Annotated in this window: 25 protein-coding genes, 2 tRNA genes and 1 other RNA gene; 18 read left to right on the forward strand and 10 right to left on the reverse strand. The window is 70.9% G+C overall.

Features of this window, described 5'->3' with window-relative positions; all coding sequences use genetic code 11:
- Nucleotides 1-12 precede the first annotated feature (12 nt).
- The 4 genes from GA0070607_RS13720 (at nucleotide 13) to GA0070607_RS13730 (ending at nucleotide 1,966) form a co-directional block, all read left to right on the forward strand.
- Entirely contained in the window at nucleotides 13-405 is a 393-nt protein-coding gene (locus tag GA0070607_RS13720) for a hypothetical protein (protein ID WP_408630883.1), read from the forward strand.
- Between the two features lie 111 nt (nucleotides 406-516).
- Nucleotides 517-684 carry a hypothetical protein gene (locus GA0070607_RS32760; protein ID WP_172899030.1) on the forward strand — a complete coding sequence of 56 codons (168 nt, stop codon included), beginning with the start codon at nucleotides 517-519 and terminating at the stop codon, nucleotides 682-684.
- A gap of 117 nt (nucleotides 685-801) precedes the next feature.
- Nucleotides 802-1,329, forward strand: coding sequence for a tRNA adenosine deaminase-associated protein (locus GA0070607_RS13725; protein WP_089018557.1), 528 nt, complete (start codon nucleotides 802-804; stop codon nucleotides 1,327-1,329).
- Nucleotides 1,330-1,519: 190 nt separating this feature from the next.
- Nucleotides 1,520-1,966 carry a nucleoside deaminase gene (locus tag GA0070607_RS13730; RefSeq protein WP_172899185.1) on the forward strand — a complete coding sequence of 149 codons (447 nt, stop codon included), beginning with the start codon at nucleotides 1,520-1,522 and terminating at the stop codon, nucleotides 1,964-1,966.
- A 40-nt stretch (nucleotides 1,967-2,006) separates the two neighbouring features.
- Here the strand turns inward: GA0070607_RS13730 and GA0070607_RS13735 are convergent, their stop codons facing one another.
- Nucleotides 2,007-2,744: an endonuclease domain-containing protein gene (locus GA0070607_RS13735; protein ID WP_231931018.1), complete on the reverse strand. Its 738-nt coding sequence runs from the start codon at nucleotides 2,742-2,744 to the stop codon at nucleotides 2,007-2,009.
- A 460-nt stretch (nucleotides 2,745-3,204) separates the two neighbouring features.
- Nucleotides 3,205-3,912, reverse strand: coding sequence for a purine-nucleoside phosphorylase (gene deoD, locus GA0070607_RS13740; RefSeq protein ID WP_089018559.1), 708 nt, complete (start codon nucleotides 3,910-3,912; stop codon nucleotides 3,205-3,207).
- 75 nt (nucleotides 3,913-3,987) lie between these two features.
- Here deoD and GA0070607_RS13745 point away from each other — a divergent pair.
- Nucleotides 3,988-4,074, forward strand: a tRNA-Ser gene (locus GA0070607_RS13745).
- A gap of 55 nt (nucleotides 4,075-4,129) precedes the next feature.
- Here GA0070607_RS13745 and GA0070607_RS13750 read toward each other — a convergent pair.
- The gene (locus tag GA0070607_RS13750; RefSeq protein WP_089018560.1) at nucleotides 4,130-4,879 is read right to left on the reverse strand and encodes an SDR family oxidoreductase; all 750 of its coding nucleotides are present in this window, start codon (nucleotides 4,877-4,879) and stop codon (nucleotides 4,130-4,132) included.
- A 60-nt stretch (nucleotides 4,880-4,939) separates the two neighbouring features.
- Nucleotides 4,940-5,857, reverse strand: a complete 918-nt coding sequence (locus GA0070607_RS13755; RefSeq protein WP_231931019.1) for a TIGR03620 family F420-dependent LLM class oxidoreductase — start codon at nucleotides 5,855-5,857, stop codon at nucleotides 4,940-4,942.
- Between the two features lie 126 nt (nucleotides 5,858-5,983).
- Here GA0070607_RS13755 and GA0070607_RS13760 point away from each other — a divergent pair, with 126 nt between their 5' ends.
- On the forward strand, nucleotides 5,984-6,616 hold the full coding sequence (locus GA0070607_RS13760) for a TetR/AcrR family transcriptional regulator (protein ID WP_197701263.1): 633 nt from the start codon (nucleotides 5,984-5,986) through the stop codon (nucleotides 6,614-6,616).
- Nucleotides 6,617-6,757: 141 nt separating this feature from the next.
- Here the strand turns inward: GA0070607_RS13760 and GA0070607_RS13765 are convergent, their stop codons facing one another.
- Together GA0070607_RS13765 and GA0070607_RS13770 are read right to left on the reverse strand one after the other, a co-directional pair.
- Nucleotides 6,758-7,252, reverse strand: a complete 495-nt coding sequence (locus GA0070607_RS13765) for a hypothetical protein (RefSeq protein WP_172899186.1) — start codon at nucleotides 7,250-7,252, stop codon at nucleotides 6,758-6,760.
- 92 nt (nucleotides 7,253-7,344) lie between these two features.
- Entirely contained in the window at nucleotides 7,345-7,899 is a 555-nt protein-coding gene (locus GA0070607_RS13770) for a hypothetical protein (protein WP_089018563.1), read from the reverse strand.
- A gap of 143 nt (nucleotides 7,900-8,042) precedes the next feature.
- Here GA0070607_RS13770 and GA0070607_RS13775 point away from each other — a divergent pair, with 143 nt between their 5' ends.
- Nucleotides 8,043-9,278 carry an MFS transporter gene (locus GA0070607_RS13775; protein ID WP_089018564.1) on the forward strand — a complete coding sequence of 412 codons (1,236 nt, stop codon included), beginning with the start codon at nucleotides 8,043-8,045 and terminating at the stop codon, nucleotides 9,276-9,278.
- Between the two features lie 8 nt (nucleotides 9,279-9,286).
- Here GA0070607_RS13775 and GA0070607_RS13780 read toward each other — a convergent pair whose 3' ends face one another.
- From GA0070607_RS13780 to GA0070607_RS13795, 4 genes are all read right to left on the reverse strand, one after another.
- Complete coding sequence (locus tag GA0070607_RS13780; protein ID WP_089018565.1) at nucleotides 9,287-10,123, reverse strand: class I SAM-dependent methyltransferase; 837 nt, start codon at nucleotides 10,121-10,123, stop codon at nucleotides 9,287-9,289.
- Nucleotides 10,124-10,202: 79 nt separating this feature from the next.
- On the reverse strand, nucleotides 10,203-10,634 hold the full coding sequence (locus GA0070607_RS13785) for a hypothetical protein (RefSeq protein WP_089018566.1): 432 nt from the start codon (nucleotides 10,632-10,634) through the stop codon (nucleotides 10,203-10,205).
- Nucleotides 10,635-10,838: 204 nt separating this feature from the next.
- Nucleotides 10,839-11,366, reverse strand: a complete 528-nt coding sequence (locus tag GA0070607_RS13790; protein WP_089018567.1) for a hypothetical protein — start codon at nucleotides 11,364-11,366, stop codon at nucleotides 10,839-10,841.
- A 309-nt stretch (nucleotides 11,367-11,675) separates the two neighbouring features.
- Nucleotides 11,676-11,760 (reverse strand) — tRNA-Ser (locus tag GA0070607_RS13795).
- Between the two features lie 82 nt (nucleotides 11,761-11,842).
- Here GA0070607_RS13795 and ffs point away from each other — a divergent pair.
- The 11 genes from ffs to GA0070607_RS13850 all read left to right on the forward strand — a co-directional run bounded on the left by ffs (nucleotide 11,843) and on the right by GA0070607_RS13850 (nucleotide 26,793).
- Nucleotides 11,843-11,932: signal recognition particle sRNA small type (gene ffs / locus GA0070607_RS13800), an RNA gene on the forward strand.
- 192 nt (nucleotides 11,933-12,124) lie between these two features.
- On the forward strand, nucleotides 12,125-14,857 hold the full coding sequence (locus GA0070607_RS13805; RefSeq protein WP_089018568.1) for a DNA polymerase III subunit gamma and tau: 2,733 nt from the start codon (nucleotides 12,125-12,127) through the stop codon (nucleotides 14,855-14,857).
- Nucleotides 14,858-15,044: 187 nt separating this feature from the next.
- Nucleotides 15,045-15,353, forward strand: a complete 309-nt coding sequence (locus tag GA0070607_RS13810; RefSeq protein WP_231931157.1) for a YbaB/EbfC family nucleoid-associated protein — start codon at nucleotides 15,045-15,047, stop codon at nucleotides 15,351-15,353.
- Between the two features lie 8 nt (nucleotides 15,354-15,361).
- Nucleotides 15,362-15,955 carry a recombination mediator RecR gene (gene recR / locus GA0070607_RS13815; RefSeq protein WP_089018569.1) on the forward strand — a complete coding sequence of 198 codons (594 nt, stop codon included), beginning with the start codon at nucleotides 15,362-15,364 and terminating at the stop codon, nucleotides 15,953-15,955.
- Nucleotides 15,956-16,059: 104 nt separating this feature from the next.
- Entirely contained in the window at nucleotides 16,060-20,055 is a 3,996-nt protein-coding gene (locus GA0070607_RS13820) for a golvesin C-terminal-like domain-containing protein (protein WP_157743153.1), read from the forward strand.
- Between the two features lie 61 nt (nucleotides 20,056-20,116).
- Nucleotides 20,117-20,575 (forward strand): hypothetical protein, encoded by a 459-nt coding sequence (locus GA0070607_RS13825; RefSeq protein ID WP_089018571.1) that lies wholly within the window; start codon nucleotides 20,117-20,119, stop codon nucleotides 20,573-20,575.
- Nucleotides 20,576-20,792: 217 nt separating this feature from the next.
- A complete protein-coding gene (locus tag GA0070607_RS13830) occupies nucleotides 20,793-22,466 on the forward strand; it encodes an ABC transporter substrate-binding protein (RefSeq protein WP_089018572.1) in 1,674 nt (557 codons plus the stop codon).
- Nucleotides 22,467-22,564: 98 nt separating this feature from the next.
- Entirely contained in the window at nucleotides 22,565-23,572 is a 1,008-nt protein-coding gene (locus tag GA0070607_RS13835; RefSeq protein WP_089018573.1) for an ABC transporter permease, read from the forward strand.
- A gap of 65 nt (nucleotides 23,573-23,637) precedes the next feature.
- On the forward strand, nucleotides 23,638-24,597 hold the full coding sequence (locus GA0070607_RS13840; protein ID WP_197701294.1) for an ABC transporter permease: 960 nt from the start codon (nucleotides 23,638-23,640) through the stop codon (nucleotides 24,595-24,597).
- 112 nt (nucleotides 24,598-24,709) lie between these two features.
- Nucleotides 24,710-25,696 carry an ABC transporter ATP-binding protein gene (locus tag GA0070607_RS13845; RefSeq protein WP_089018574.1) on the forward strand — a complete coding sequence of 329 codons (987 nt, stop codon included), beginning with the start codon at nucleotides 24,710-24,712 and terminating at the stop codon, nucleotides 25,694-25,696.
- The gene (locus tag GA0070607_RS13850; protein ID WP_089018575.1) at nucleotides 25,693-26,793 is read left to right on the forward strand and encodes an ABC transporter ATP-binding protein; all 1,101 of its coding nucleotides are present in this window, start codon (nucleotides 25,693-25,695) and stop codon (nucleotides 26,791-26,793) included. The genes GA0070607_RS13845 and GA0070607_RS13850 overlap by 4 nt, the downstream gene beginning before the upstream one ends.
- The last annotated feature ends 23 nt before the right edge of the window (nucleotides 26,794-26,816 follow it).

Consider the following 26,816-nt stretch of genomic DNA (forward strand, 5'->3'; position numbering starts at 1 on the left):
AGGGCAGCGACGGTGACCATCGCCCGGCCCGATCCCGGCCCGGATCCCGACGCCGTCGCGCGCCCGGCCTCGCGTACCCCCTCGGGGCTCTTTCCGGCCGGGCCGCCGACCCGCCCCACCTACCGCGAACCGCACCCGGTCACCGGCGGCGGTGTCGCCGCCGGCGGTGGCGCGGCAGCCGCCTGGCTGGTGCTCTTCGGTCTACTCGGCACCGACGTGGCCAGCTACGCGTGGTGGACGGTGGTGGCCGGTCTGCTGGCCTGGTTCACCGCCCTGGTCCTCGTGCGCTTCGGCGACCGTGGGGTGGCCACCGGGGTGGCCATTGTCACCGCCGGCGGCTGGAGCATCGCCGCCGCCGTGGTGGCGGTCCGCTGGGCGACCGGCGGTGACTGGCCGCTGTGGTGACCGGGCCGGCGGGCCTTCGTTCGGGTCGGCGGTGACTGCGCCGCGTGCCCGGTTGGCTGCGCAGCGAACGCCATCTTGACGTGGCCGCCGAGACTGGGCACGCTCGGCACTATGGCCTGGACCACCCCGCGGCAGGACCCCGATCGAAGCCGCCGCCGCCTGCAGCTGCTCGCCGAGTTGGCGGGGGCCAGGCAGGTACGTCAGCGCAACCGGCCCCAGCGGCTGCGCACCGAGCGTCTGCGCCAGCTCATCGCCACCCGCCGTCGGGTAGCCGGCTGATCCGACTTTGTCAGGAATGACCGGCCCTTCGGGGCGTTGACCGGTCGCCTGCCGACCCGACCGGCTAACGTGCACGCGTAACGAGTCGGCGCTGTGCCGAGGGCTATTGGGGGGACCGTGTCGTACTTCGCTGCGGCCGTGGTGCGCGACGACAGTGGCTGGACCGCCGCAGAGGTCAGCCTGCGCGGCGCCACCGACATCGACGAGGTCGCCGACCGGCTGCGTGACGTCGACCAGGAGGCCGACATCTCGCTGCTCTTCGTCGAGGCGGACGACGCCTACCTGGTGATCCTGCGCCTCGACGAGGGCGAGGACCTGAGGGTGTTCGGGTCGGACTCCGCGTACGCCGAGGAATCCCGGCTGGGTTCGCTGCTGGTCGGTGATCTGAAGACCTCGGTCACCGGGCTCGACGGCGACGACGAGCCGCGCCCGGCGACCGGCGGCGACGAGGAGAGCGAGCAGCCCGCAGTCGACCCGGAGGCCGACCCGGTAGGCGACGCCGACCTGCTGGCCAACCTGGGCATTCCCGCGCAGAAACTGCTGGCCCTGTGCACCCATGAGGGGATGCTGCCGGCCGACGTCACCGCCGAGATCTGCGAGGTGCTCGGCTGCGCCGACGAGGTCGAGGACCTGCGTGAGGTCTGATCCCACCGGATCGGACGGCGGGATGCCGCCCGTGGGCGGTGGAGAGCCCGCCGACGCCACCGATCCCCAGCTGGAGACGATCCGGCCGGGGCAGCCGACCCCCGGCGCGGTGGGCCGCGCCGGACCGGGCGCCCACGAGGGGCTGGCCGACCCGGGGGACGTCGGCCGGCGCCAGCGGCACGAGCTGTGGATGCGCCGCGCGCTGGAGGTCGCCGTCACCGGCCCCGCCGTCGACGACGTGGGCGCTGCCGACGTGGACGACGTGCCGGTGGGAGCGGTGCTCTACGGCCCCGACGGGACCGAACTGGCGATCGGGCGCAACGAGCGGGAGCTGACCGGCGACCCCACCGCGCACGCCGAGGTGCTGGCGTTGCGCAGGGGCGCCGAGCAGGCCGGCCGATGGCGGTTGGACGGCTGCACCCTGGTGGTCACCCTGGAACCGTGCACCATGTGTGCGGGAGCGCTCGTGCTGGCCCGGGTCTCCACCGTCGTCTTCGGCGCCTGGGAGCCGAAGACCGGCGCGGCCGGCTCACTGTGGGACGTGCTGCGCGACCGCCGACTCAACCACCGCCCCGAGGTCTACGGCGGCGTCCTGGAAGCCGAAACCGCCGCCGTACTACGCGCCTTCTTCCGCTAACCCCCCGCCCCCCGCCCGCCCGCCCCCTTTCCGCGTCGATCTAGGGCATATGAGCGTCAGTTGATCTCCATGCGCGACGATTCGCCCTAGATCGACGGGCGGTAGTGATCGTGGAGAGGACGCTTTCGGGGGAGTGGTACAGGTCTGCGGCGGTGAAGTAGCGCATCGCCCACCCCTGTTGCTCCAGCCAGTTGTGGCGGGAGCGGTCCCTTCGCAGCGTCTGGCGGTTGAGGTGGGAGGAGCCGTCGTACTCTGCTGCGATCATGCGGCACGGATCGCCCAGGTCAAGGCGGCACCGGACACGACCTGCGCCGTCGCGTACCGGCAATTGGGGTACGAAATCTTTGATGCCGGCATCGATGAGGAGCAGCCGAAGCTGGGTCTCCTGTCGGCACTCCGCTCGTCCGTCCGCGATCGCCACGAGTTCGCGAGCCTGTCGCACACCACGTAGCCCGTCGTGCCGGCTTACCTCGACGAGCAGCTCTTCCGGTGTCACCGCCCCGGCGAAGAGTGCGGCGTCGAGGAGCGGCAGGGCGTCGAGCCGGGGAAGCGTACGGGCGAGATCAACGGCGACGCGGGGTGCTCCCGCACAGGGAAGGCCAAGGATGCAGACGGGTGGGGCAGTCGGCAGAACTGTCTGGTGTGAGGTGATCCCTCGCCGTTGCGGGAAGGGCCTTCCCGCAGGGATGAGCAGGTGAACGTTGTCGGTCGGTGCAATCCCGAAGCCGTGGAGTTGGGCAGCACTGTGGAAGCCCAGCACCGCGTCCGGGTTGTCCATCAGCGCGGCTCGTGCCCGCCCCCACAGCCCGGGCAGGTCCGGGCCCGAGATGTACCTGCCGTGGTACGGCCGGTGCAGTCGCCCTCTGTTCGTGCGCCACCTGACCGCGCCCGCCGACAAGCCCGCATTCCTCAGCTGGCGGTAGCGAGCCGGCTGTAGGTCGATCGGGATCCGCCAAGGTAGCTCAGCCGCCTGCGAGTAAAGGTCCACGGCGGGGAAGGCTGCCCCCGCTCACCGTCGCTGCGCTCACCCACAGCCGCACCCTGTGGATAACCCATCGCCCTGTGCACAAAGCCCATTAGCCCCCACCCCTGTGCTACCCCCCACCCCCGCCCCCACCCCCCCGGCCGCCCACCGCCCGCCACCCGGCGTCGATCTAGGGCATATCGCCGTGATTAGAGATCCATTAGCAGCGATATGCCCTAGATCGACGAGGTTGGGGCGGGGGCGGCGGGGTGGGTCAGGTGATGATGGTGTCGAGGGCGATCTCGACCATCTGGCTGAAGGTCTGCTCGCGCTCCTCGGAGGTGGTCTTCTCGCCGGTCTTGATGTGGTCGCTGACGGTCAGGACGGTCAGCGCGCGCGCCTTGAACCGGGCGGCGATCGTGTAGAGCGCCGCCGACTCCATCTCCACCGCCAGCACGCCGTAGTCGGCGAGGGTGTCGTAGAGATCCGGCCGGTCCGTGTAGAAGGCGTCCGCGGCCAGGATCGGCCCGACGTGCATGGTGATGCCGCGCCGCTCGGCCACCTCGACCGAGGTACGCAGCAGCCCGAAATCGGCCACCGGGGCGTAGTCGATCAGGCCGTCGAAGCGCATCCGGTTCATGTTCGAGTCGGTGGACGAGCCGATCGCGGCGACCACGTCCCGCAGTTGGAGGTCGGTGCTGAGGGCACCGCAGGAGCCGACTCGAATCAGCGTCTTCACGCCGTACTCGTTGATCAGCTCGTGGGCGTAGATGGAGGCGGACGGCATGCCCATGCCGGAGCCCTGGACGGAGACCTCGACGCCGTTCCAGCGGCCGGTGAAGCCCAGCATGCCCCGGACCGTCGAGTAGCAGGTGGCGCCCTCGAGGTAGGTCTCCGCGATCCACTTGGCCCGCAGCGGGTCGCCCGGCATCAGGACCCGCTCGGCGATCTCTCCCGGCTTTGCGCCGATGTGCGTACTCATGGCAAAGATCCTGCCAGGCCGCTGCCGGTGATACCGGTTCGGCATCGCAACCGGTGGTCCTGTACCCTCGTCGGCGGTGGCGTGTCCGAGCGGCCTAAGGAGCACGCCTCGAAAGCGTGTGAGGGTTAACGCCCTCCGAGGGTTCAAATCCCTCCGCCACCGCTCTGAAGTGCGAAAACGCCCGGCGATCCGCGAGGATCGGCCGGGCGTTTTCGCGTCAGAGCTGCTGCTCGCCGCCGTCGACGAACAACTCGCCGCCGGTCATGAAGCTGCTCTGGTCGGAGGCGAGGAAGAGCGCGGCGTTGGCGATCTCGTCCGGGTGTGCCATGCGCTGCATGGGCACGCCCGAGGCGATGGTCTTCAGCAACCCGGGTGCCTCGGCGGGGCTGGGCGCGAGGCCTGCGAGCCCGGGAGTCTCGGTCGAGCCGGGGATCAGGGTGTTGACCCGGATCTTCCGGCCGATCAGCTCGGCGGCCCAGGTGCGGCCGAACGAGCGGATGGCTGCCTTGGACGCGGCGTAGACGCTGAACGCCGGGGTGCCGTTGCTGGCGGCGGTCGAGCCGGTCAGCACGATCGTCGCGCCCTCGTTGAGCAGGGGCAGGGCCTTCTGGACTGTGAAGATGGTGCCGTAGATGTTGGTGTCGAAGGTGGTGGCCACGTGCTCGACCGTGATCGAGTCGAGCGACCGGAACTCGCCACCGCCGGCGTTGGCGAACACCACGTCCAGGCCCGCGCCCCGCTCCTCGATCGCCCGCATCACCCGGTCCAGGTCGTCGAGCTTGCTGACATCGCTGGCGATGCCTGTGACGTTCGCGCCGATGCTGGCGACGGCCTCGTCCACCGGGCCCTTGCGGCGGCCGGTGACGAAGACGTACGCGCCTTCGGCGGCGAAGCGGCGGGCGGCGGCCAGGCCGATGCCGGCGGTGCCCCCGGTGACGAGGGCGGTCTTGCCGTCAAGCTGTCCCACGATTGGTCTCCTATTGCTTCTGGTGTGGTTGTCCTGCCGCGTTGTCGTACCGGCGGGTGGTCAGTGGGTTGCGGGGGTGGAGGCGAAGCTCGGCAGGAGAGTGGCCAGTTCGCGCCACTGCGGCATGGGCAGCGCCGGCCGATCCGGACCGTCGGGCCGCAGCACGTGGAGGGCGACGTGGTCCGCGCCGGCGTTCAGGTGCTCGCGGATGCGTGTGGCCACCGCGTCCAGGTCGCCCCAGGCGACCACGGCGTCGATCAGACGGTCGCTGCCGCCGGGGACCAGGTCGTCGTCGGTGAATCCCAGGCGTGCCAGGTTGGCTCGGTACGTCGGGAAGCCGATGAACATGCCGATCCCCGCCCGGGCGGCGGCGCGGGCCCGGTGCGGGTCCTCGTCGAGGACGACAGCCAGGTGCGGTGCGACCAGCGGCTGGTCTCCAACGCGTCTCCGCTGCGCCGCCGTGTAGTCCGGGGTCACCAGAAACGGGTGCCATCCGGCCGTTCGGTCGGCGGCGAGGTCCGCCATCCTCGGCCCGAGCGCGCCGAGGATGCGCCGTCCAGCGGGAACCGGCCGGGGCGCGGCGTCCAGGGCGTCCAGCCAGCGGCCCATCGTCTCCACCGGCCGGCCGTAGTCCTGGCCCGCCTGGGCGGCGGAGTGGGCGTTGCTCACCCCGAAGCCGAGGACTGTCCGGGGCCCGTGTGCGGCGTCCAGCGCGGCCAGCCGGTCACCGAGAGCCATCGGGTCCTGGCCCCAGATCGCCAGCACACCCAGCGCCACAGTGGCGTGCGGTGCGGCCGCCAGCAGGTGCCCGACGTCGTCGACGGCCCCGCGGCCGTCGAGGCCGGGCACCCACAGCGCCCGGAAGCCCCGTTCGTCGAGTTCGGTCGCCGCGTCCCGGACGGCCGGGTTCGCGGCGCCGCGCAGCTCCATGCTCCAGAGCCCGACCGCGGGCAGCGAGGTGTTCAGTCGAGTCGCCACACGATCCTCCAAGATTTCTGTACCGAGCGGTACTGATTTGACGGTAGCAACCACTGACCTGGTCCGCAAATTTCTGTACCGATCGGTTGCACCGCGGGTAGCATGGCCGCGGGAGGAGGTGGAACCGTGCCGCAGCGAGGACGACCACGGGGTTTCGACGCCGACGAGGCGCTGGAGCGCGCAGTCGAGGTGTTCTGGCGCCAGGGGTACGAGGGCGCCTCGGTGAGCGACCTCACCGCCGCCATGGGCATCAACAAACCCAGCCTCTACGCCGCGTACGGCGGCAAGGAGGAGTTGTTCCGCAAGGTCGTGGCCCGCTACGCCGAACAGGACATGGGGTACGCGCGGAACGCGCTCGCCCAACCCACCGCGTACCAGGTCGTCGCCACGCTGCTCCGCGACAACGTGCTCGCCGTGACCCGACCCGACCGTCCAGCCGGCTGCCTGTCGATCCAGGGCGGCACCGCCTGCTCCACCCAGAACGCGCCGGTCGCCGGGTTCCTCGCCGCCAGCCGCCTGGCCGGTGAGCGCGCCCTCGCCGACCGGTTCACCAGCGCCGTCGCCGAAGGCGACCTACCCGCCAACGCCGACCCGGCCGCGCTCGCCCGCTTCGTCATGATCGTCACCGAAGGTCAGTCGGTGCACGCCGCCGCCGGGGTCAGCCGGGAGGACCTGCACCAGGCGGCCGAGATCGCGCTCGCCGGGTTCGCCGCCGCGTCGGGGGCCCGACTGCCCGAGCCCGCCACCGACACGGCCTGAGCCCCGGCGACGGGCGCTCACCGTCGCAGCAGCGCCGCCACCCCGTCGAGATGGTCCGGTCCTGGAGCGACTTCGCGCCGATCGGCTGGCGGACTGGTCGCGCAGCCTCACTCGTACGACTTCTGGCGGTCGACGCCTGGGTCAGCAGGGGCCGGCGCCCTCGTCGAAGAGGCGGCGGGCCCAGTCGGCGTACCCGGCGATGGTCTTGCGGACCGTGCGCCCGTCGTGCAGGAAGAGGTACGCGCGGTCCCCGCGGCGGGCGAGCAGCCCGTCGAGCCGGTACGTCCCCTGTGGAGCGCGCAGCCGGGTGACGGACGGATAGCGGGACCAGACCTGGTCGACGGGTGAGCCCGCGGTGATGCCCTCAGGTGTCCGCATCGGGTCGCCGACCCAGAGCAGCACCAGTCTGTCCTCGACGAAGACCGGGCTGACCGTGTCGTGGCCGGCGAGCATCGGCCCGCAGGCGTCCAGGTCGGTACGCAGGATGCCCCGGCGGGTCAGCTCGTCCTCGGTGTCACCGAACTCGATGTTGCGCAGGCCGTTCAGGTCGATGATTTCCACGCTGCCGGCGGGCCGGCCGTCCGGGATCGGCCCCGGTGGCTGCACACCACTGCCGGCGATCGAGGCAGCCGTCAGCAGCGCGGAAATAAACGCAAATTGTCGCAATTTCATGGAATCCCCCAGTCCACAACGGAACCAGGGCGTTCAGGTTGCTGCCGTTCGCCGGATCACTGGTTCTCCCACTGCTCGACAAGCTCGTCCCAGTAGTCGGCGCTGAGCCGGCGCCGCCCGTGCGCCAGCCAACCGTCGGTGTTCCGTTCCAGGTGCAACCCCAACTCGGCGAACGGGTCGATCCAGGTGCCCGGCTCGACACCGAGCCGGGTGAGCGCCATGTTGATCGGCCACTTCCCGCGCGGGGAGTCGAGCACGCCGTCGAACCGTGGCCCCCAGGACAGCGCGCCGCCCAGCCATACCGCCGCCGACTGGTAGCCGGCGCCGCCGCCGAACTCCGCCTCCAGGTACGCCACCGGCCCGGACCGTGACCACCGGGCCAGCGACTCGACCAGTGGCGGCGACAACACCAGGTCGAACGGTTGCTCGGCGCTCCGGTCGTCAACGGCGAAATCCGGCAGCGACCCGGTCAGCTCCACCACCAACTGCGGCGTGACCGGCAGTAGTGCGAAGTCCTGGCGCAGCTCGCCGAGGACCGCGTGATCCAGCTCGGCAGTCTGCTCGCGGAGCAGTTCCGCGTCCGCGACCACCGCGCTGAGCTGGTAACTCATCGAACCCTCCGCCGTCCACAGCCTGTGGATAGAACATGTGTACGACCGATTCCGAGCCGGCCGCCGTCGATCCCCGGACCGTACCCGCCGGCCCGGGGTGGTTCACCGCTCGGGCAGAATCGTCCGGTGGCGGGGGAGGTGCGATGAGCTGGGGTACGGCCAGGGTGCTGACCGACCGCGACGCCGGCCGCTATCTCGGTGGGGTACTGGTGTCCGGCTTCGGCACCGCGGCGATGCTGCTGGTGGCCGGCATCTGGGTGAAGGAGCTGAGCGGGTCGAGCAGCCTCGCCGCCCTGGTGACCCTGGGGGTGTGGGCGCCCACCCTGGTCGGGCCACTGCTGGGGCTGCTCGCCGACCGGTTCCGCCGGCGGCCGCTGCTGATCGTCCTGCACGCGGTGATGGCGGCGCTCCTGCCGGTCCTGCTGCTGGTCGACTCGGCCGCCCGGGTGTGGCTGATCTTCGTGGTGATGACCGCGTACGGAATCAGCTTCGTGCTGAGCGACGCGGCCGAGGCCGCGCTGGTGCCGGCGGTGGTTCCCGGCCCGCTGCTCGGCGACTTCAACGGACTGCGCACCACGATCAACGAGGGGATGAAGCTGCTCGCCCCGCTCGCCGGAGCGGGGTTGTTCGCCGCGTACGGCGCGCACCCCGTGGTGCTGTTGGACGCGGCCACCTTCGTGCTGGCCGGCGTCGTCTTCTGGTCGCTGCGGGTCCGCGAGCAACCGCCCGGGCGCCCCGAACGCTGGAGCCGGCAGCTCGCCGACGGGTGGGGACACCTGCGGCGGCATCGGGCGCTGCGGCACGTCGTCGGCTGCGCCGCGCTGACAATGGTGCTGATGGGGCTCAACGGCGCCGTCGCGTACGCCGTGGTGGACGCCGGCCTGGGGAGGCCGCCCGAGTTCAACGGCGTGCTGGCCACTGTGCAGGGCGTCGGGTCCCTTCTCGGCGGCCTGGCGGCCGGATCACTGCTGCGCCGCTTCGGCGACCGGCGGGTGGTGGCCGGGGCGGTCGCGGTCTTCGCCGTCGGGCTGGCCCTGCGGGCCACCACCTCGGTCGGACTGGTGGTCGCCGGCGGGCTCGCGGTGGGGCTCGGCGTGCCGCTGGTGCTGGTCACCGTCTGGACGGCCGTCCAGCGGGAGACGCCGGGCGAGTTGGTCGGGCGGGTGGCGTCCACGGTCAACACGCTCACCTTCGGCCCGTCCACCGTGGCCCTGCTGGCCGGCGCGAGCCTGCTCGAAATCGTCGACCACCGGCTGATCCTGCTGACCGCCGCGGTCGCCGCCGTACCCCTTGCGCTCTGGTCCCTGCGGGCCCCGCCTGCCCCGCAGGGCGGGCCGGAGGCGTCGGTCCCGGTCAGGGCCGCCGAGCGAGCCGGCTGACGGGGTCGTCAGGGGCGCCAGATCGCCACGGCGACGTCGCGTCTGCGCTCTGCGAACCGGCCCTCGCGTGCCGCTTCGGACAGCAGGCGACGGAGGTCCGCCTCGAAGGCGGGGAGTCGGTCGGCGAACAGGTGTGGTGCCGAGCTGGACAGGGAGAACACCGCCGAAACGATCTCGTCGACGCCGCGTTCCGCGACCGCCCCTCCGCTGACCTCGATGCGGGTGGGGCCGGTGAAGCCGACCTGCCGCATGATCGCCTCCTCCCCGCCGGGGGTGCCTGCGGGCAACCATCCCCGACCGGCCCGGCGGACCGGCCCCAGGTAGCTGGCGACCAGCTCGTCGATCTGCCGCCACGGCGGACGCGGATACGGCAGCGTCTCGTCGTCGGCCACGCCCTGATGGGTGTTGGCGCTGACGTGGACCCAGGCCCCTCCCGGCGCGAGCATGTCGCGGACCCGGCGGGCCACGAGAGACCGATCCATCCAGTGGAACGACTGGGCGAAGGTTGCCACCCGGAACGTGCCCAGGCCGGCCGGCAGGGCCTCGGCGCGTAGGTGCCGCCACTCGATGGTCGTGGCTCCGACCTCGCCGGCTCTGCGCCGCGCCTCGGTGAGCATGCCCTCGTCGGCGTCGACGCCCACCGCCGCGTCGAACAGGGGCGCGAGCAGCAGCGTCAGCGATCCGGGCCCGCAGCCCACGTCCAGGAGTCGGCCGGTGCCGTCGAGGCCGAGTTCCTTGCCGAGGGCGTCGGCGAGACTGGGCGGGTAGGCCATGCGCCCCGAGCTGTAGTGGCTCGCGCTGCCCGCGTACAAGGTCTCGTCCCACTGCCACGCCGTGTCCGCCACGACGTCGATGAGACCACAAGATCAACGCCCGGCGGACCGATTATGGCCTGCCGGGCGTTGGTGCTGTTCAAGGACGCGTTCAGCGCCGCACGTTGTAGACGAGGACTTTGGCGTCGGGTGACACCGAGGCGACGACGACGCCGGCTCCGCCGAACGACCACCGCCATGTGCCGGACGTGTCGGCCGTGACCGTCGTCCGCACCGTGCCGTCCGCGGCGGACGTGACCGTCCTGACCCGCGTGTACGACGTGGTGCCCGCCTTCCTGAACTCAAGGCTGACCGGCTGGCCGGCGTAGGCGACGGAGACGAAAGAGTTCCCACCCACGTCCAGGCGATTCCAGTCGGGATAGGTGAGCTTGCCGGTGACGTTGAGGCTGGAGCCCTTGCGGATGGTTCCAGGACCGGCGTTCGGCGTCACCAACCCGGCCTTCTTCAACAGGGGGACGTTGTCCGCCGGGTCGCTGTAGAGGTCGTACTTCGCACCGTCGTAGGCGTAACCGGCGATCCTCAACTGAACCTTGTGCCCAACCGATGAGTCTTGGTGTCGTAGGGCTCGGCGTGAGCCGGAGCTGCCGGCAACAGGCTGCCGACGACTGCTACCGCGACGAGCAGGGCGGCATTGCGCACCGATACCAAAGGGCCCCCCAACGGAATCAGAAACCGTGCAGTGGGCACGGGTGGTCGCATCCTTCCACAGCGGTGCGGGAGTCAGGGCTCAAGGCGCGGGCATGACGCCGAGGGCGGCCAGCAGCATGGGCACGGCCAGCAGGATCACGCCCAACGCCACGGGTGCGCCGAGCGCGCCGAGGACGACGACGCCCTTCCGGAGTCTGAAGCGCCGCGAGTATGAGATCGCCAGGACGCCGAAGCCGGCCGCAACCATCAGGAAGAAGAGCACGTAAGCAACCCCGGCCAGGTCGATCTGGTCGGCGCTGCCAGCCAGGCCCGAAGCCATGCCGATCGCTTGCACCACGCTGCCCAGGGCGTACACGGCGAGCATCGCAAACGCTCCCCACACCAACACGCCCAGAAACACCGGAGGAAGAAATCTCGGGCGGCTGGCGACCGACAACAGTGCCACAGCCGCGCCCACCGCCTTGAGCCCGACGACGAGCCAGTTCATCACGGCGATCCCGGTGGAATACTCGGCATACGGACCGTCGGCAAAGCGGTCGGTCAGCTCGAAGACGATGTTGACGACCGCGAACCCGATGCAGCACAGGGCCATCAGACGGCCGGTCACGGTGATACCGATGCCGGGTCGCGCAGGGGCCTCGGGACGATCGGTTGCGAAAGCAGCGGCTGCCATTCCGGTAGTCAACAGCAGTCCCGCAGCCAGGTCCTCCCTCCCGAAGGGGAGATCGGCAACATGGATTGGCGCTGAACTGTGAGTCGCGGTGGCGACTGAACCGAACCTGGGAGCGGTGCCCCACGCTTCGTCCCGACGTACGGATCACTCACGGGTGGCTGCCCGAGCGGCCCGGGAGCGACGTGGAGACGACGAAGGGCCGGTCCCCGGTGGGGCCGACCCTCGCGTTTGTGATCAAGCGAGCGGAGGATACGAGATTCGAACTCGTGAGGGTGTAAACCCAACACGCTTTCCAAGCGTGCGCCCTAGGCCTCTAGGCGAATCCTCCGCGAGCCAGGATACAGGGCCCCGCCGACCCGGCCACCCCACCACCCCCTGAAGATCGACGGGCTGTCGGGTAGGGTTGGCGTCACCTCCCGTGCGGCGGTATCTCGTGAACCTCCCCAGGGCCGGAAGGCAGCAAGGATAAGCGAGCTCTGCCGGGTGCACGGGAGGCCTTTCTGTCTCCAGGCCGGTTGATCCACTCGACATCCGTGATGTCGGGGCATCCCGGGCATAGGGACACCGCGACTTCCAGGAAGCCGAGTCGATCAAGCGGGGCAACCCGTGGCAACCCACGCCGGACCGGGGTGGTGGGTGGTCACCCGCGCCCGACCGGCGCAGAATGGCTCGGTCGAGAGGAGGCGGGACGAGTGACGCTGGCGCTCTACCGCAAGTACCGGCCGCGTACCTTCGCCGAGGTCATCGGGCAGGAGCACGTCACCGAGCCGCTGTCGCAGGCGCTGCGCAGCGGGCGGCTCAACCACGCCTACCTCTTCTCCGGCCCGCGCGGCTGCGGCAAGACCACCAGCGCCCGGATCATGGCCCGCTCGCTCAACTGTGAGCAGGGCCCCACCCCCGAGCCGTGCGGCAAGTGTGACTCCTGCCGCTCGCTGTCGACTGACGGTGCCGGTTCCATCGACGTGATCGAGATCGACGCGGCCAGCCACGGTGGTGTCGACGACGCGCGCGAGCTGCGCGAGCGGGCCTTCTTCGCGCCGGCCAACAGTCGCTTCAAGATCTACATCATCGACGAGGCGCACATGGTCTCGACCCAGGGCTTCAACGCCCTGCTCAAGCTGGTCGAGGAGCCTCCGGAGTACGTCAAGTTCATCTTCGCCACCACCGAGCCGGAGAAGGTTCTCGGCACGATCAGGTCGCGGACCCACCACTACCCGTTCCGGCTGTTTCCGCCGAAGGTGGTCCGCCCCTATCTGGAGCAGCTCTGCGAGGCGGAGGGGGTCACCGTCGAGCCGGCGGCCTTTCCGCTGGTGGTGCGTGCCGGTGGTGGCAGCATGCGGGACAGTCTCTCCGTGCTCGACCAGCTCATCGCCGGCGCCGGGCCGGAGGGGGTCAGCTACGCCCGGGCCGCCGCGCTGCTCGGGGTCACCGACTCGGCGCTGATCGACGAGATGTGCGACGCGCTGGCCGCCGGTGACGGCGCCGCCGCGTACGCCACAGTCGACCGGGTGGCCGAGGCCGGGCACGACATGCGCCGGTTCGCGTCGGACCTGCTGGAGCGGCTGCGCGACCTGATCGTGATCCAGCAGGTGCCGGACGCCGCCGCGAAGGGCCTGATCGACGGTCCTGCCGACCAGATCGAGCGGATGGCCGCCCAGGCCGCGCAGCTCGGTCCGGGCACGCTCTCCCGCTGCGCCGACATCGTGCACGACGGCCTGGTGGAGATGCGCGGCACCACCGCGCCCCGGCTGCTGCTGGAGCTGATCTGCGCCCGGATGCTGCTGCCCGGCGCGGACGACTCCACTGGTGGCCTGCTCCAGCGCCTGGAGCGGATGGAGCGCCGGCTCACCCTGAGCGGTGGCGACGCGCCGTCGGCCGCCGCCGCCTCCGCGCCAGCCACCCACCCTGGGGTACGCGCACAGCCGGCCTCCCCGTCTCCGGCTCCCGCCGCCCCGGCACCCGCTGCCGCCCCGACCTCCGCGCCGCCGTGGACGGTCGACCCGGCGGCACCCCCGAGCACTCCGTCCTCGGCCGCTCCGGTCCCGAGCGCTCCCGCCTCGGCCGCTGACACGCCGATTCCGGCGTCCCCCGGTGCGTCGGCTACCGCGGACCGGGCCGTACCCGTCTCGCCGGCCGGGCCCGGCTCGCCCGGTGGGTCGCCGGCTCCCCGACGCGCGGTGCCGCCGTCGGCGGTGCTTCCCGACCCGGCGACGCCGGAGCCGCCCCGACCCGGCGCGCCGGCCGCGGCGCTGGACGCGGTCGCGGTCCGCCGGGTCTGGCCCGACGTGGTCGGCAAGGTCAACCGGACCAACAAGCGGATCGCGGCCCTGATGCGCGACGCGGTGGTACGCGACCTCGACGGCGACACGCTTGTGCTGACGGTCAAGTCCACCGTGCTGGCCAAGATGATGGCCGACCACGCGGCGGTGCTCACCGACGCGCTCTATGAGGAGCTGGGCGGACGCTGGCAGATCCGTTGCGAGGTGGCCGGCGAGCGGGGCGGCGTGTCGCTGTCCGGCCCGCCGCGTTCGCAGGCCGCCGCGCCGGCCCGACCGGCCGCATCCCCGGAGGACGCCCGATCCGCCGCGCCGGCGGACGCCCGACCCACCCCGACCAACGCGTCACCCACCCCGACGAACGCGACCGCAGCTGCCGGCCCCGCTGGCGGCGGGGGTGTCCGCGACGGCCTGCCCGACACGTCGGGCGCGCGTGGCCGTGCCACCTCAGCGGCGGACGAGTCCGCTGGTCGCGGCGCAGGTCGGCAGGGCGGTGCGTCGCCGGCCGGGTCGCCGGTGAACGACGAGGACGACTGGCCGGAGGCGGCCCGCCCCGGTGGCAGCGCCCCCGCCGCCGCACCGGCCGATGACGAGGACTGGCCGGAGGCCGCCCGGCCGGGCGGCGTCACCGCCGACACCCCGCCGGCCGGCCCCGGCTCGGCGCCCTCCAGCGCGAACGGCGCCGACGCAACGGCCACCGGTGCGGACAGCACTGACCTGGGCCGCGCGGGTGGAGGCGGCACCGGTGCGGCCGGCGGCGGTAAGCCGAACGCCCGGGCCAACCCGACACCGGCGGCCCGTCAACCGGCCACCGGTGGAGCACCGGTGAGCAGCGCCATCGCCGCCGCCCGCGCGGCAGCGGCGGGGCGCGGTCCGCGTACCGGAGCGGCGGCCCGCCCCACGGCGGACGCCGAATGGGCCGGCGAACCGCCCTACGACCCGGACTTCGACGGTCCGCTGCGCGGTGCCAAGCCGGGTGGCGCGGCACCGGCGGCCACGCCGACCTACGAGGGGTTCGACCCGGGCGACGAGCCGCTGGACGAGATCATCGACGAGAAGACCGCCCGGGAGTCCAGCGAGGAGCAGGCGGTACGGCTGCTCCGCGAGACCTTCGGCGCCGAAAAGATCGACGAAGTCGACGCCCGCTGACTCCTCCACCCGAGGCAGCAGGCCCAGAGCGGGATCGGTTCCGGGTGGTGACAGGTGTACTCCTACCGGCTCCGGCGTGGGCGGACGACCGGGCGGGGCGGAGTCGGTCCCAGCGGATAGGCTGGGCGGCGGCCGAGCAGACGAGTGCGAGAAGGAGCCATCCGTGCGCCCAGGTGGACAGCCGAACATGCAGCAGATGCTGAAGCAGGCGCAGAAGATGCAGCAGCAGATCGCCGCCGCCCAGGCCGAGCTGGCCGAGGCCGAGCTGACCGGCACCGCCGGCGGTGGGCTGGTCACCGCGACCGTCTCCGGTTCCGGGGAGCTCAAGGCCATCAAGATCGACCCGAAGGCCGTCGACCCGGACGACGTGGAGACGCTGGAGGACCTGGTCGTCGCGGCCGTGCACAACGCCGCCGAGGCGGCGCGTGAGCTGACCGAGCGCAAGATGGGTCCTGTCACCGGTGGCATGGGCGGCCTCGGCCTGCCCGGTTTCTGAGCCGGCAGATGTACGAAGGTGCCATCCAGGATCTGATCGACGAGCTGGGTCGGCTGCCGGGCGTGGGCCCGAAGAGCGCTCAGCGGATCGCGTTCCACGTCCTGTCGGCGGATCCGACCGACGTCAACCGGCTGGCCGGCGCGCTGCGCAAGGTCAAGGAGCTGGTGCGGTTCTGCACGACCTGCTACAACGTGGCCGAGTCCGAGCAGTGCCGGATCTGCCGCGACCCACGCCGTACCGACGAGGTGCTGTGTGTGGTGGAGGAGCCCAAGGACGTGGTGGCCATCGAGCGGACCGGTGAGTTCCGCGGCCGCTACCACGTGCTCGGCGGCGCGATCAACCCGCTGGAGGGGATCGGTCCGGACAATCTGCGCATCCGCGAGCTGATGACCCGGCTGAGTGGCGGCGCGGTGCGCGAGCTGATCCTGGCGACCGACCCGAACACCGAGGGCGAGGCGACCGCCACCTACCTGGCGCTGATGGTGAAGCCGATGGGGATCGCGGTCACCCGGCTGGCGAGCGGGCTGCCGGTCGGCGGTGACCTGGAGTACGCCGACGAGATCACGCTGGGCCGGGCCTTCGAGGGGCGCCGGGCCGTCTGATCCACCGCCCGGTGATGGGCGGACGGTGAGCCGGTGATGACGACACGGTGATCGCCGTCGTGACGATGGGGGCTCTCTCTCCGCATCTCGCGACGGAGGTCACCGTGCGCCGGTCCCTGGCCCCGCTACTCGCACTCGCGGTGCTCGTACCGCTCGTTCCGTTCCAACAGGTGGCCTCGGCCGCTCCCGCCGCTCCCGCCCCGACGACCACCGTCGCCAGGCCGCCGGCCCCGAACCGGCCGGCCGATCCCGATCGGGTCCTCGACCCCGACCGGCGGCTCGGCACCACCTGGCGGCGATCCGCCGACCGGGTGGTCACCACCTCGTCCGACGAGACCGGCCTGCACGTGCTGGTGGCGGACGCCAAGGAGGCGTACCGCTGGCGGACGGCGGCCACGCTCGGTGAGCCCGGCCTGCCGACGGACCAGTGGGTCGGGCAGGTCTGCCTGACCGGCTCCGGCCGGCGCGCTGTGGCGGTCTACGCGCCCCGTGAGTTCACCAACCGGGAGAACCTGCTCAACGCGGGAGCCTTCGCGGCGGTTGTCGACCTGGACACGGGTGCGGTCACCAAGCTGCCCGAGCGCTACTCCCTGGCGTACCACAATCCCGGCTGCGCGGCCGGGGAGGCCGCGGTGCTGACGCGCCTGGAGCTGCCGGCGTCGTCCCGGGCCGGCACGGCCGCGCGGACCGTCCTGACCAGGGTGGACACCGCGAAGCCCTCCGCCACCCGGAAGTCGCTGGCGACCGGTCAGCTCACCTCGGCCATCCCGGTCGGTGACGGCATCGTCGCAGCCAAGGGCGACGCGCTGCTCACCCTCGACCGCCGGGGAGCGGTCCGGTCGACGGTCCGGACCGGAGGATCACCTTTCCGGCTGATGGCGGACGGGACCCGGGACGTCGCGCTCCAGGTGGCCCGGGGGGACGAGGTTGACCTCGCCCGGCTGTCCGGTGGCCGGGTGGTTCCGCTGGCCACCGTTCCGTCGGGCACGGTCAAGCTGCGCGCCGGCGGTGCGGGTCGGGTCTTCGCCGTGGGCGGCCAGGCCGGCGGCCGGCTTGCCGGCAAGCGCCTGCCGGCCGGGTGGCGCACGATCGATGCGCCCCCGGACAGCGACGTCTCCCGCACCGGTGACCTGGTGCTGACCAGGGCCGTCACCGGTCGGGAGGCGGCCGGGCCGGCAGGGGGCACGCCGGCCGACGGGCAGGCGGACCGGGTCGACATCAAGGCTCGCCTGCGGACGGGGGGCGACGTGGCCTTCACGGTGCTGCCCGCGGGTCGGCGCGCCGGGCGGCTGGCTCCGGCGGCCGGCGCGGGACGGGCGCCGGGTAACGCGACGACCCTCGCCGATCCGAGCCCGGAGACCGTGGCGTACGACCTCGACGGCTCCTGCGCGGTACGCCGCAACGACCCGGCGATCCAGGTCTACCAACCGACCCGCGAGCAGGTGGAGTGGGCAGCCGACCTGGCGGTACGCGGACAGCTGACCTTCCAGCGGGCGGCCAACTGGTCCAACAACGGCCTGCCGGCGTACTCGCCGCAGGGGATGTTCCCGTCGATGACGCTCGCCGGTGGTGGCAACGTGCCGGCGCAGGTGTTCCTGGGGATCCTGGCCCAGGAGTCGAACCTGTGGCAGGCCAGTTTCCACGTCGTGGACGGCCTGGCCGGGAATCCGCTGACCAGCCTCGGCTACTACGGTCTGGACCTGCTGAACCCGGACTACACCAAGATCGACTGGACGAAGACGGACTGCGGTTACGGCGTCGGTCAGGTGACGTCCGGGATGAAGAAGAGCGACACCGACCAGTGGATCGCGGGCGTGCAGTGGGACGCGACGAAGCAGAAGGCGGTGGCGCTGGACTACGCCGTCAACATCGCGGCCGGCCTGCGGATCCTGCAGGACAAGTGGAACCAGACCCGCAACTCCGGGCTGATCGCGAACAACGGCGACGCTAGGTACATCGAGAACTGGTGGTTCGCCATCTGGGCGTACAACACCGGCTTCTACAGCCAGATCCCGCAGAGCCCCACCGAACCCTGGGGGGTCGGCTGGGCCAACAATCCGGCCAATCCCAACTATCCGGCGGACCGGAAGATGTTCCTGACCGAGCCGCTGGACGTGCCGGGCGCCAACCCGCCCGTCGACGACCAGGTCGGGTACGACAACGCCAAGCACCCGAACCACTGGTCGTACCCGGAGCGGGTGATGGGCTTCGCCTACACCTCGCTGCGCCGGTACAACTACGAGACGGGCAACTACAGCCCGACGTACGCCACCGCGCAGGAGCGCAACAAGCTCGTCGCCCAGCCGTCCCGGTTCGCCTTCTGCGTGCCCGCTCAGAACGCCTGTGACCCGAACGTGTCGGAGGTGCCGGGCGACTACCCGACGGAGAAGCCCGGCCCGTGCACCCGCGACGACCTGAAGTGCTGGTGGCACACGCCGATCACCTGGACGGACTGCCAGGTCAACTGCGGCCTGGAGAACCGGCGGTACACCACCGTCGAGCCCCGCCCGTACGGCTCCAGCATCTACGACTCGCAGTGCAGCCGGACCGGGCTGCCCGGCAACGCGCTGATCATCGACGACATCGACAGCGCAACCCCGCTCGGCCCGCAGGGCTGCGCGCGGGACTACACACCGGCGGGCAAGTTCTCGTTCAGCTATCCCTCCCGGGTCGGGCCGAACAACGTGACCATCTATCCCGGCAAGGTGGACACCCACCAGATCGGCGGCGGGTTCGGCGGGCACTTCTGGTTCACACACACGCAGAAGCTCGACACAGCGCCGGAGAAGGTGACCGGGCGGTGGACGCCGACCAACCGGCTGAACGGCTGGGCCAAGGTCATGGTGCACATCCCCGACCACGGCGCGCACACCCAGCAGGCGAAGTACGTGATCAACACGGGGGCGGGCCAGCGGACCCGGTACATCCCGACCCGGACCGAGGCGCACCGCTGGGTGACTCTGGGGACGTACCAGTTCTCCAACGCGGGCGCGCAGTCGGTGGAGCTGAGCAACATCACCCCGGACGGCAACGGCAGCGAGGACGTGGCCTGGGACGCCCTGGCGTTCGTTCCCCTGCCCGCCAAGCCGCGGCACTTCGTGGTGGCGATGGGTGACTCGTACGGCTCCGGCGAGGGCGTCGGCAGCTACTACTACGAGACGGACAACAACTACGGCAACCGGGCCTGGAACGCCTGCCGCCGGAGCACCAGGTCCTGGCCGCTGCTGACCCGCCTGCCCGGTTCGTCGAGTTCGATCTCCAGCCGGCTGGCCAGCCACGACCAGGGCCTGGACTTCCAGTTCGTGAGCTGCTCCGGGGCGACGGCGCAGCAGATGAGGAGCACGAGCGTCCCCTACTACTGGCAGAGTCCACCCTCGTCCGTGGGTGACTACGGGGAGGCCGCGGAGGGGCAGTTCCGGGAGATCTCCCAGATCCAGTCCGGCGTGCTGGACGGCAACACGACACTGGTGCTGCTCTCGGCCGGCGGCAACGACGCCGGCTTCCCCTCGACGATGACCAAGTGCGCGCTCGAGGCGTGCGACACCGCCGCGTACGAGGCGACCGTACGGCAGCGGATCGACAACGCCCAGTACGAGGTACGCCAGTTGGTCGACGCGGTGTCCGCGAAGGCACCCAACGCGACAATCATGGTGGTCGGCTATCCCCGGATCTTCGCCAGCTACCACCAGGACTCGTGCGTGTTCGCCCGGTACACGGCAGGCGAGATGGCGATGGTCAACAGGCTGGCCCTCTACATGCGGGACGTGCAGCGGACCATGACCGACACGGCCCGGGCAGCCGGTCGGAGGGTGCAGTTCACCGACATGGTCGACGGCATGCTCGACCACGGGACGTGCCGCAAGTACGACGTCGGCCACGACATCCTCGTACCGGACGACATCAACTCGCTGGTCGCCGGCCCCGAGGGCGAGGGCGACTTCCGGATGGTGGCCAACGACGACTACGCGACGTGCGTCGGCTGGATCACGGCCGGCTTGAACGTCTGCATCAGCCGGGCCTCCTTCCATCCGAAGGACACCGGTGCGGTGACCTACTCCAACGCCGTGACAGCCCGGTTGCCGGCGGTGGGCTACAACTGAGTGGGACCGGTGGGTCGGCGCGACCGGCGCGGGCCCACCGGCGTACCCCTGGAGGTGTCGTGTGACGACCCGGCGGCCGGTGCGGCGGTCCCGTACCCCGGTGGTGCTGGCGGTCGTGCTGGGCCTGGCCCTGGTGGGCGTCGTCGTGGCGATCGAGGTGGGCACCCGGCGGATGGCCGCGGACAGTCGGGCGGAGGAGGCCGGCGCCGAAGCCGCCGTGACCCGCGACGCGCAGGCGTACGCGGCCGAGGTGGTCGCCACCGGCGACCCGGCGCCGACCGACGACCGCTTGGCGGCGGTCGCGGACGGCACCGGGGTGCAGGTGCGCGAGGTGCGCCGACGGCCCGACCTGTCGGTCATCGTGTACGGTACGGCCCGATTTGGCACGATGTTCGGGGCGGGAAACGTGGCCGCCTGTCACCGGGTGACCTTCCACGCTCTGGGCACGGCGGCGGCGGGTTCCGTCGTCGAGCGGCTGTCCGACTGCCCGTCGGCGGCGCCCGGGCCGACGCCCTCCTGACCGGTCCGGCGAAGCGCTCCCGGCCGCCGGATTCCCCGCCCGTCGGTGTGTCGGTCGCTGCGCCGGTGGCGCGGTCGACTGTCAGACCCCGTCGCAAGGTGTCGGCTTGGTAGCGATTGCCTGACGCCAGTTCCGCTTCGCGTGTGACATGTCATAGCCTCCCGCACACGGACCGAGCCACAACTCGGCGTGGTCGGGCGCATGACAGAGGTGAGAGATGCAGGCGAGAAGGCTAAAAACGGCTGTGGCCATCGCGGCCGTTGCCGCTCTGGCGGTCGGCGCGGCCGGCTGCGCGGAGAGCGAGCGCGACGGCGACAGTGGCGAGGCCAAGACTGGCGGCACCTTCATCTTCGCGGGTGCCGGTGACCCGAAGAACTTCGATCCGATCTTCAACGATGACGGTGAGTCGTTCCGGCCGGTCCGGCAGATGTTCGACACCCTGGTGAGCCACAAGCCGGGCACCGCGGAGCTGCAGGGCGGCCTGGCTGAGAGCTGGGAGCACGACCCGGACGGCAAGGTCTGGACGTTCAAGCTCCGCCAGGGCGTGAAGTTCCACGACGGTACGCCGTTCAACGCCGCCGCGGTCTGCTTCAACTTCGACCGCTGGTACAACATGAAGGGCGCTGCCGCCCAGTCCCAGATGATCTACTACATGGACACCTTCGGCGGGTTCGCCAAGAACGAGGCCGAGGGTGCCGGCGAGTCGATCTACAACAAGTGCGAGGCCAAGGACGACGGAACCGCCGTCCTGACCCTGAACAGGTACAAGGGCGCCTTCCCCGGCGCCTTCGCGCTGACCTCGCTGTCGATCGCGAGCCCCGAGGCGCTCAAGAAGTACGACGCCAACACGGTCACGCAGAACGGTGACTCGTTCTCGTACAGCGCGTTCGCCAACGAGCACCCGGTCGGCACCGGCCCGTTCACCTTCGGTGGCTGGGACAAGGCCAAGAACGAGATCACCCTGAACCGCAACCCGGACTACTTTGGCGAGAAGGCCAAGGTGGACAAGATGATCATCAAGATCATCAAGGATGAGAGCACCCGCAAGCAGGAGCTCCGGGCCGGCACCGTGCAGGGCATCGACTTCCCGGCCCCGGCCGACCGCAAGGCGCTCGAGGGTGAGGGCTTCCAGGTCGTCAACCGCCCGGCGTTCAACATCCTCTACCTGGGCATCAACCAGAAGAACCCGAAGCTGAAGGACCTGCGGGTGCGGCAGGCGATCGCCTACGCGCTCAACCGCCAGCAGCTGGTGCAGACCAAGGGCCCGGGTGGCGCCAAGGTCGCCGACGAGTTCATGCCGGACACCGTGCTCGGCTACGCCCCGGACGTGCAGAAGTACGAGTACAACCCGGACGAGGCGAAGCGGCTGCTCAAGGAGGCCGGCGCCGAGGGTCTGACGCTGAACTTCTACTACCCGCCGGACGTCACCCGGCCGTACATGCCGAACCCGCAGGAGATCTTCACCGTTCTCGCCAACGACCTCCAGGCCGTGGGCATCAAGGTCAACGGTGTGCCTCGCCCGTGGAACGGTGGCTTCAAGGACGACGTGCAGCAGTTCGGCAAGCACGACCTGCACATCCTCGGCTGGACCGGTGACTACAACGACCCGGGCAACTTCGTCGGCACGTTCTTCGGCCGCGGGAAGGCCGAGTTCGGCGATCAGGCGATGACCGAGATGTTCGAGGCCATCACCAAGGCCGACGCCACGGTCGACGAGGCCGGCAAGAAGGCGGCCTGGGAGCAGGTCAACAAGGACATCGCCGCCAAGTGGCTGCCGGCCGTGCCGGTCTGGCACGCCCCGCCGGCCATTGTCGTCACCAAGGATGTCAAGGGTCTGGTTGCCAGCCCGCTGACCGACGAGCGGTTCAACACGGTCAGCGTCACCAAGTGACGTTTGGCGGCTGACGCCGTAGGCCTGATCGGCCCGGGTCCGGGGCTCCTCCCGGCCCGGGCCGATCGCGCGACCATCGAGAGTCTGGTGTGTGAGAGATGTTGCGAGTCATAGTCCGCCGCCTGCTGCAGTTGGTGGTGACCCTCATAGCGCTGTCGGCGCTGATCTTCATCTGGCTGCGGAACCTGCCCGGCGGCCCGGTCGAGGCGCTGCTCGGCGAGCGGGCCACGCCCGAACGCCGCGCCCTGCTGACCAAGGCGCTCGGCTACGACCAGCCGATCCTGGTGCAGTACGGCAAGTTCATGCAGCGGGTGGTGACCGGCGACTTCGGCAACTCGATCCGGTCCGGTGACCCGGTCACCGACGTCATCAGCCGTGCCTTCCCGGCCACCATCGAGCTGGCCCTCGCCGCGATGATCATCGCGGTCGGCCTCGGGGTGCCGTTGGGCTACCTCGCCGCACGTTGGCGTGGACGGTCCCTGGACAACCTCACCATCGCCGGCACCCTGCTCGGCATCTCGATCCCGATCTTCTTCCTGGGCTACCTGCTCAAGGACGTCTTCACGCAGAACATCCACTGGTTTCCGCCGTCCGGACGGCTGACCACCGGTCTGGACAACACCAACGTCACAGGCTTCTTCGTGCTCGACGGCCTGCTCACCCGGGAGTTCGACGCCAGCGCCGACGCGCTGTGGCACCTGATCCTGCCGGCGATCACGCTCGCGACCATCCCGCTCGCCGTGATCGTGCGGATCACCCGCGCGAGCGTGCTCGACGTGCTCAACGAGGACTACGTGCGGACGGCCGAGGCGAAGGGCCTGCGGCACCGCACCATCCGCGGCCGGCACATCCTGCGCAACGCGCTGCTGCCGGTGGTCACCACCATCGGCTTGCAGACCGGCGCGCTGCTCTCCGGCGCGGTGCTCACCGAGAAGGTCTACAACTGGGGCGGCATCGGCACGCTGATCACTGACTCGATCAGCGGCGGCCGGGACTACCCGGTGCTCCAGGCGATCATCCTGCTCGCCGCGCTGGTCTTCGTGGTGGTCAACCTGCTGGTCGACCTCTCCTACGCCTTCATCGACCCGAGGGTGCGTGTGCGATGAGTGACCCGATCACCCAGGCCGGCACGCCGGCTCCCCGTAGCGGGGACGACAAGCCACGCCCCGGCATGAGCGAGCGCAGCATCGGCCTGCTCGGCGACCGTAAGAAGGCGCGACTGGACGAGCTGGCCCGGGCGAGCGCGGCCGACCGGGGCGGAATCAGCCTCGTCCGCGACGCCGTGCGCCGGCTGCGACGCAATCCGGTCGCCATCGTCGGGGCCACCATCGTGGGGCTGTTCGTCCTGATGGCGATCTTCGCTCCGCTGATCGCCCCACACGACCCGGTACAGCGCTTCGACGAGCTGACGAAGAACCTCACAGTGGACAGCATCCCGGGTGCCAGCGGCGACTTCCCGCTCGGCTCCGACCCGCTCGGCCGGGACTTCCTCTCCCGGATGATCTACGGCGCCCGGCAGACGCTCTTCGTCGGCGTGCTCGCCACCCTCATCGGCCTCGCGCTCGGTGTGCTGATCGGCGCGATCGCCGGTGCCTTCGGCGGCTGGATCGACGTGGTGCTGATGCGGCTCACCGACGTGATGCTGGCCCTGCCCAGCCTGCTGCTCGCGATCACCCTGGTCGCGTTGGCCAGCCGGTCGAGCCAGTGGACTGTCATCTTCGCGGTGGCCATCGTGAGTGTGCCGATCTTCGCCCGGCTGCTGCGCGGCTCGATGCTGGCCCAGCGGGAGAGCGACCACGTGCTGGCCGCCCGCGCGCTCGGCGTCAAGGAACGCAACATCGTGCTGCGGCACATGCTGCCCAACTCGCTGACCGCGGTGATCGTGCAGGCCACCCTGACCTTCGCGGTGGCCATCCTGGACGCCGCCGCGCTCTCCTTCCTGGGTCTCGGCGACCCGGACATCAACCGGGCCGAGTGGGGCCTGATGCTCGGGGTGGACGGTCAGCGCTACTTCGACGTCCGGCCGGAGCTGGCCTACTACCCGGCGCTGGCGATCATCGTGGTCGCGCTCGGCTTCACCCTGCTGGGCGAGGCGATGCGCGAGGCGATCGACCCGAAGAACCGGCGGTGACGGCGGTGCGAGCGAGCGGCACGACCAACGAGCGCCAGCGACGAGCGCGCGGAGTGAGCTTGCGAGCTCCGCGGTCGCGGGCGAAGCACCAGTGCAGTGAGGAAGTGACCCGATGAGCCTGCTCGACGTCCGTGACCTGAGCGTGGTGTTCCAGCGACGCGGCGAGCGGCCCTTCACCGCCGTCGACAAGGTCAGCTTCACAGTGGAACCGGGGCAGACCGTCGGCCTGGTCGGTGAGTCCGGCTGCGGCAAGAGCGTGACCAGCCTGGCCATCATGGGCCTGCTGCCCAAGCGGGGCAACAAGGTCACCGGGGAGGTGCTCTTCGAGGGCGCCGACCTGTTGAAGCTGCGGCCGGACGACATGCGCGACCGGCGGGGCCGGGAGATCAGCATGATCTTCCAGGACCCGCTGTCGTCGCTGAACCCGGTCATCCCGATCGGAATCCAGGTCGCCGAGGTGCTGGAACGCCACCAGGGCCGGGACCGCAAGCAGGCGTTGCGGGAGGCGCGGGACCTGCTCGACGCGGTCGGGATTCCGGATCCGCAGCGGCGGCTCAGTGAGTACCCGCACCAGATCTCCGGCGGGATGCGCCAGCGGGCGCTGATCGCCATCGCGCTGGCCTGCAAGCCCCGGCTGCTGATCGCCGACGAGCCGACCACCGCCCTCGACGTGACCATCCAGGCGCAGATCCTCACCCTGCTCAAGCAGCTGGTCGACGAGACCGGCACCGCGCTCGTCATGATCACACACGATCTGGGCGTGGTGGCCGGGCTCTGCGACACGGTCAACGTGCTCTACGGCGGCAAGGTGGTCGAGCGGGCACGACGGCACGAGCTGTTCGCGCACGCCCGGCACCCGTACACGCACGGGCTGCTCAACTCGGTGCCCCGGCTCGACTCACCGCGTGGTGAGCGGCTGCACGCGATCCGCGGGTCCGTCTCGGACAACATCCCGTGGGCCGAGGGGTGCGCCTTCGCGCCGCGCTGCGACAACGTCGTGGACGCGTGCCTGGAGGGGCCTCCGCCGCTCGAACCCACAGCCACCGGCGGCGACCTGCGCTGCAACAACCCCGTCTCCGAGGAGGTGGCGGTCCGATGACCGAACAGACCGGACCTCTGGTCGAACTGCGCGACATCAAGGTCCATTTCCCGATCAAGAGCGGCCTGCTCTTCGACCGCACCGTCGGGTACGTCTACGCGGTGGACGGCGTTTCGCTGAGCATCCGCAAGGGTGAGACGTACGGCCTGGTCGGCGAGTCGGGCTGCGGCAAGTCGACGCTGGGCCGGGGCCTGCTGCGACTGGTCGAGCCGACCGACGGCGAGATCATTTTCGACGGCACCGACGTGCGTTCGCTCAAGGGCGAGTCGATGCGTCGGGCCCGGCGCCGGATGCAGATGATCTTCCAGGATCCGCTGTCCAGTCTCGACCCTCGGCAGTCGGTGGAGTCGCTGCTGGTGGAGGGGCTCAAGGCGCACGGGCTGGCCGGCGACAAGGCGGAGACGAACCGGCGGTTGCGCGAGACGCTGGAGGCGGTCGGCCTGCCCGCGTCGGCGTTGGGCAAGTACCCGCACGAGTTCTCCGGCGGTCAGCGCCAGCGGATCGGCATCGCCCGGGCGCTGGTGCTCGACCCGGACCTGATCGTCGCCGACGAGCCGGTCTCCGCGCTCGACGTGTCGATCCAGGCGCAGGTGCTCAACCTGCTCGAGGACCTGCAGAACGAGCGCGGCCTGACCTACCTGATCATCGCTCACGACCTGGCGGTGGTCCGGCACATCGCCGACACGGTGGGCGTCATGTACCTCGGCGGGCTGGTGGAGGAGGCGTCCAGCGACGACCTGTACCGCGAGCCGATGCACCCGTACACCCGGGCGCTGATGTCCGCGGTGCCGGTCCCGGACCCGTTGGTCGAGGATCGTCGAGAGCGGATCCTCCTCGCCGGTGACCTGCCCTCGCCGACCAACCCGCCGTCGGGCTGCCGGTTCCACACCCGGTGCCCGTGGGCGCAGCCGACCCGCTGCGCGGACGAGCGGCCGGCGCTGCGCGACGTGGTCGGCGGGCACCGGGTGGCCTGCCACTTCGCCGAGGACATCGCCGCCGGCCGGATCCGGCCGCACGAGGTCGAGGCGGAGCTGGTCCGCCCGACCGAGGGCACCGGCCCGCTTGACCCGCCGGGCGAGCTGATCCCGACCCCGTGACGCAGCCAGGGGCCGTCCTGTCA

This window comes from Micromonospora coriariae (genome assembly GCF_900091455.1).
In the GTDB taxonomy this organism is placed as follows: Bacteria; Actinomycetota; Actinomycetes; order Mycobacteriales; family Micromonosporaceae; genus Micromonospora; species Micromonospora coriariae.

Bases quoted from the DNA above. Each gene is read 5' to 3' on its own strand.
- recR (WP_089018569.1), top strand. From the start codon at position 15,362: ATGTACGAAGGTGCCATCCAGGATCTGATCGACGAGCTGGGTCGGCTG.
- GA0070607_RS13840 (WP_197701294.1), top strand. From the start codon at position 23,638: ATGAGCGAGCGCAGCATCGGCCTGCTCGGCGACCGTAAGAAGGCGCGA.
- GA0070607_RS32760 (WP_172899030.1), top strand. From the start codon at position 517: ATGGCCTGGACCACCCCGCGGCAGGACCCCGATCGAAGCCGCCGCCGC.
- GA0070607_RS13810 (WP_231931157.1), top strand. From the start codon at position 15,045: ATGCAGCAGATGCTGAAGCAGGCGCAGAAGATGCAGCAGCAGATCGCC.
- deoD (WP_089018559.1), bottom strand. From the start codon at position 3,912: ATGAGTACGCACATCGGCGCAAAGCCGGGAGAGATCGCCGAGCGGGTC.
- GA0070607_RS13775 (WP_089018564.1), top strand. From the start codon at position 8,043: ATGAGCTGGGGTACGGCCAGGGTGCTGACCGACCGCGACGCCGGCCGC.
- GA0070607_RS13850 (WP_089018575.1), top strand. From the start codon at position 25,693: ATGACCGAACAGACCGGACCTCTGGTCGAACTGCGCGACATCAAGGTC.
- GA0070607_RS13735 (WP_231931018.1), bottom strand. From the start codon at position 2,744: ATGGACAACCCGGACGCGGTGCTGGGCTTCCACAGTGCTGCCCAACTC.
- GA0070607_RS13730 (WP_172899185.1), top strand. From the start codon at position 1,520: ATGCGCCGCGCGCTGGAGGTCGCCGTCACCGGCCCCGCCGTCGACGAC.
- GA0070607_RS13845 (WP_089018574.1), top strand. From the start codon at position 24,710: ATGAGCCTGCTCGACGTCCGTGACCTGAGCGTGGTGTTCCAGCGACGC.
- GA0070607_RS13770 (WP_089018563.1), bottom strand. From the start codon at position 7,899: ATGAGTTACCAGCTCAGCGCGGTGGTCGCGGACGCGGAACTGCTCCGC.
- GA0070607_RS13830 (WP_089018572.1), top strand. From the start codon at position 20,793: ATGCAGGCGAGAAGGCTAAAAACGGCTGTGGCCATCGCGGCCGTTGCC.
- GA0070607_RS13835 (WP_089018573.1), top strand. From the start codon at position 22,565: ATGTTGCGAGTCATAGTCCGCCGCCTGCTGCAGTTGGTGGTGACCCTC.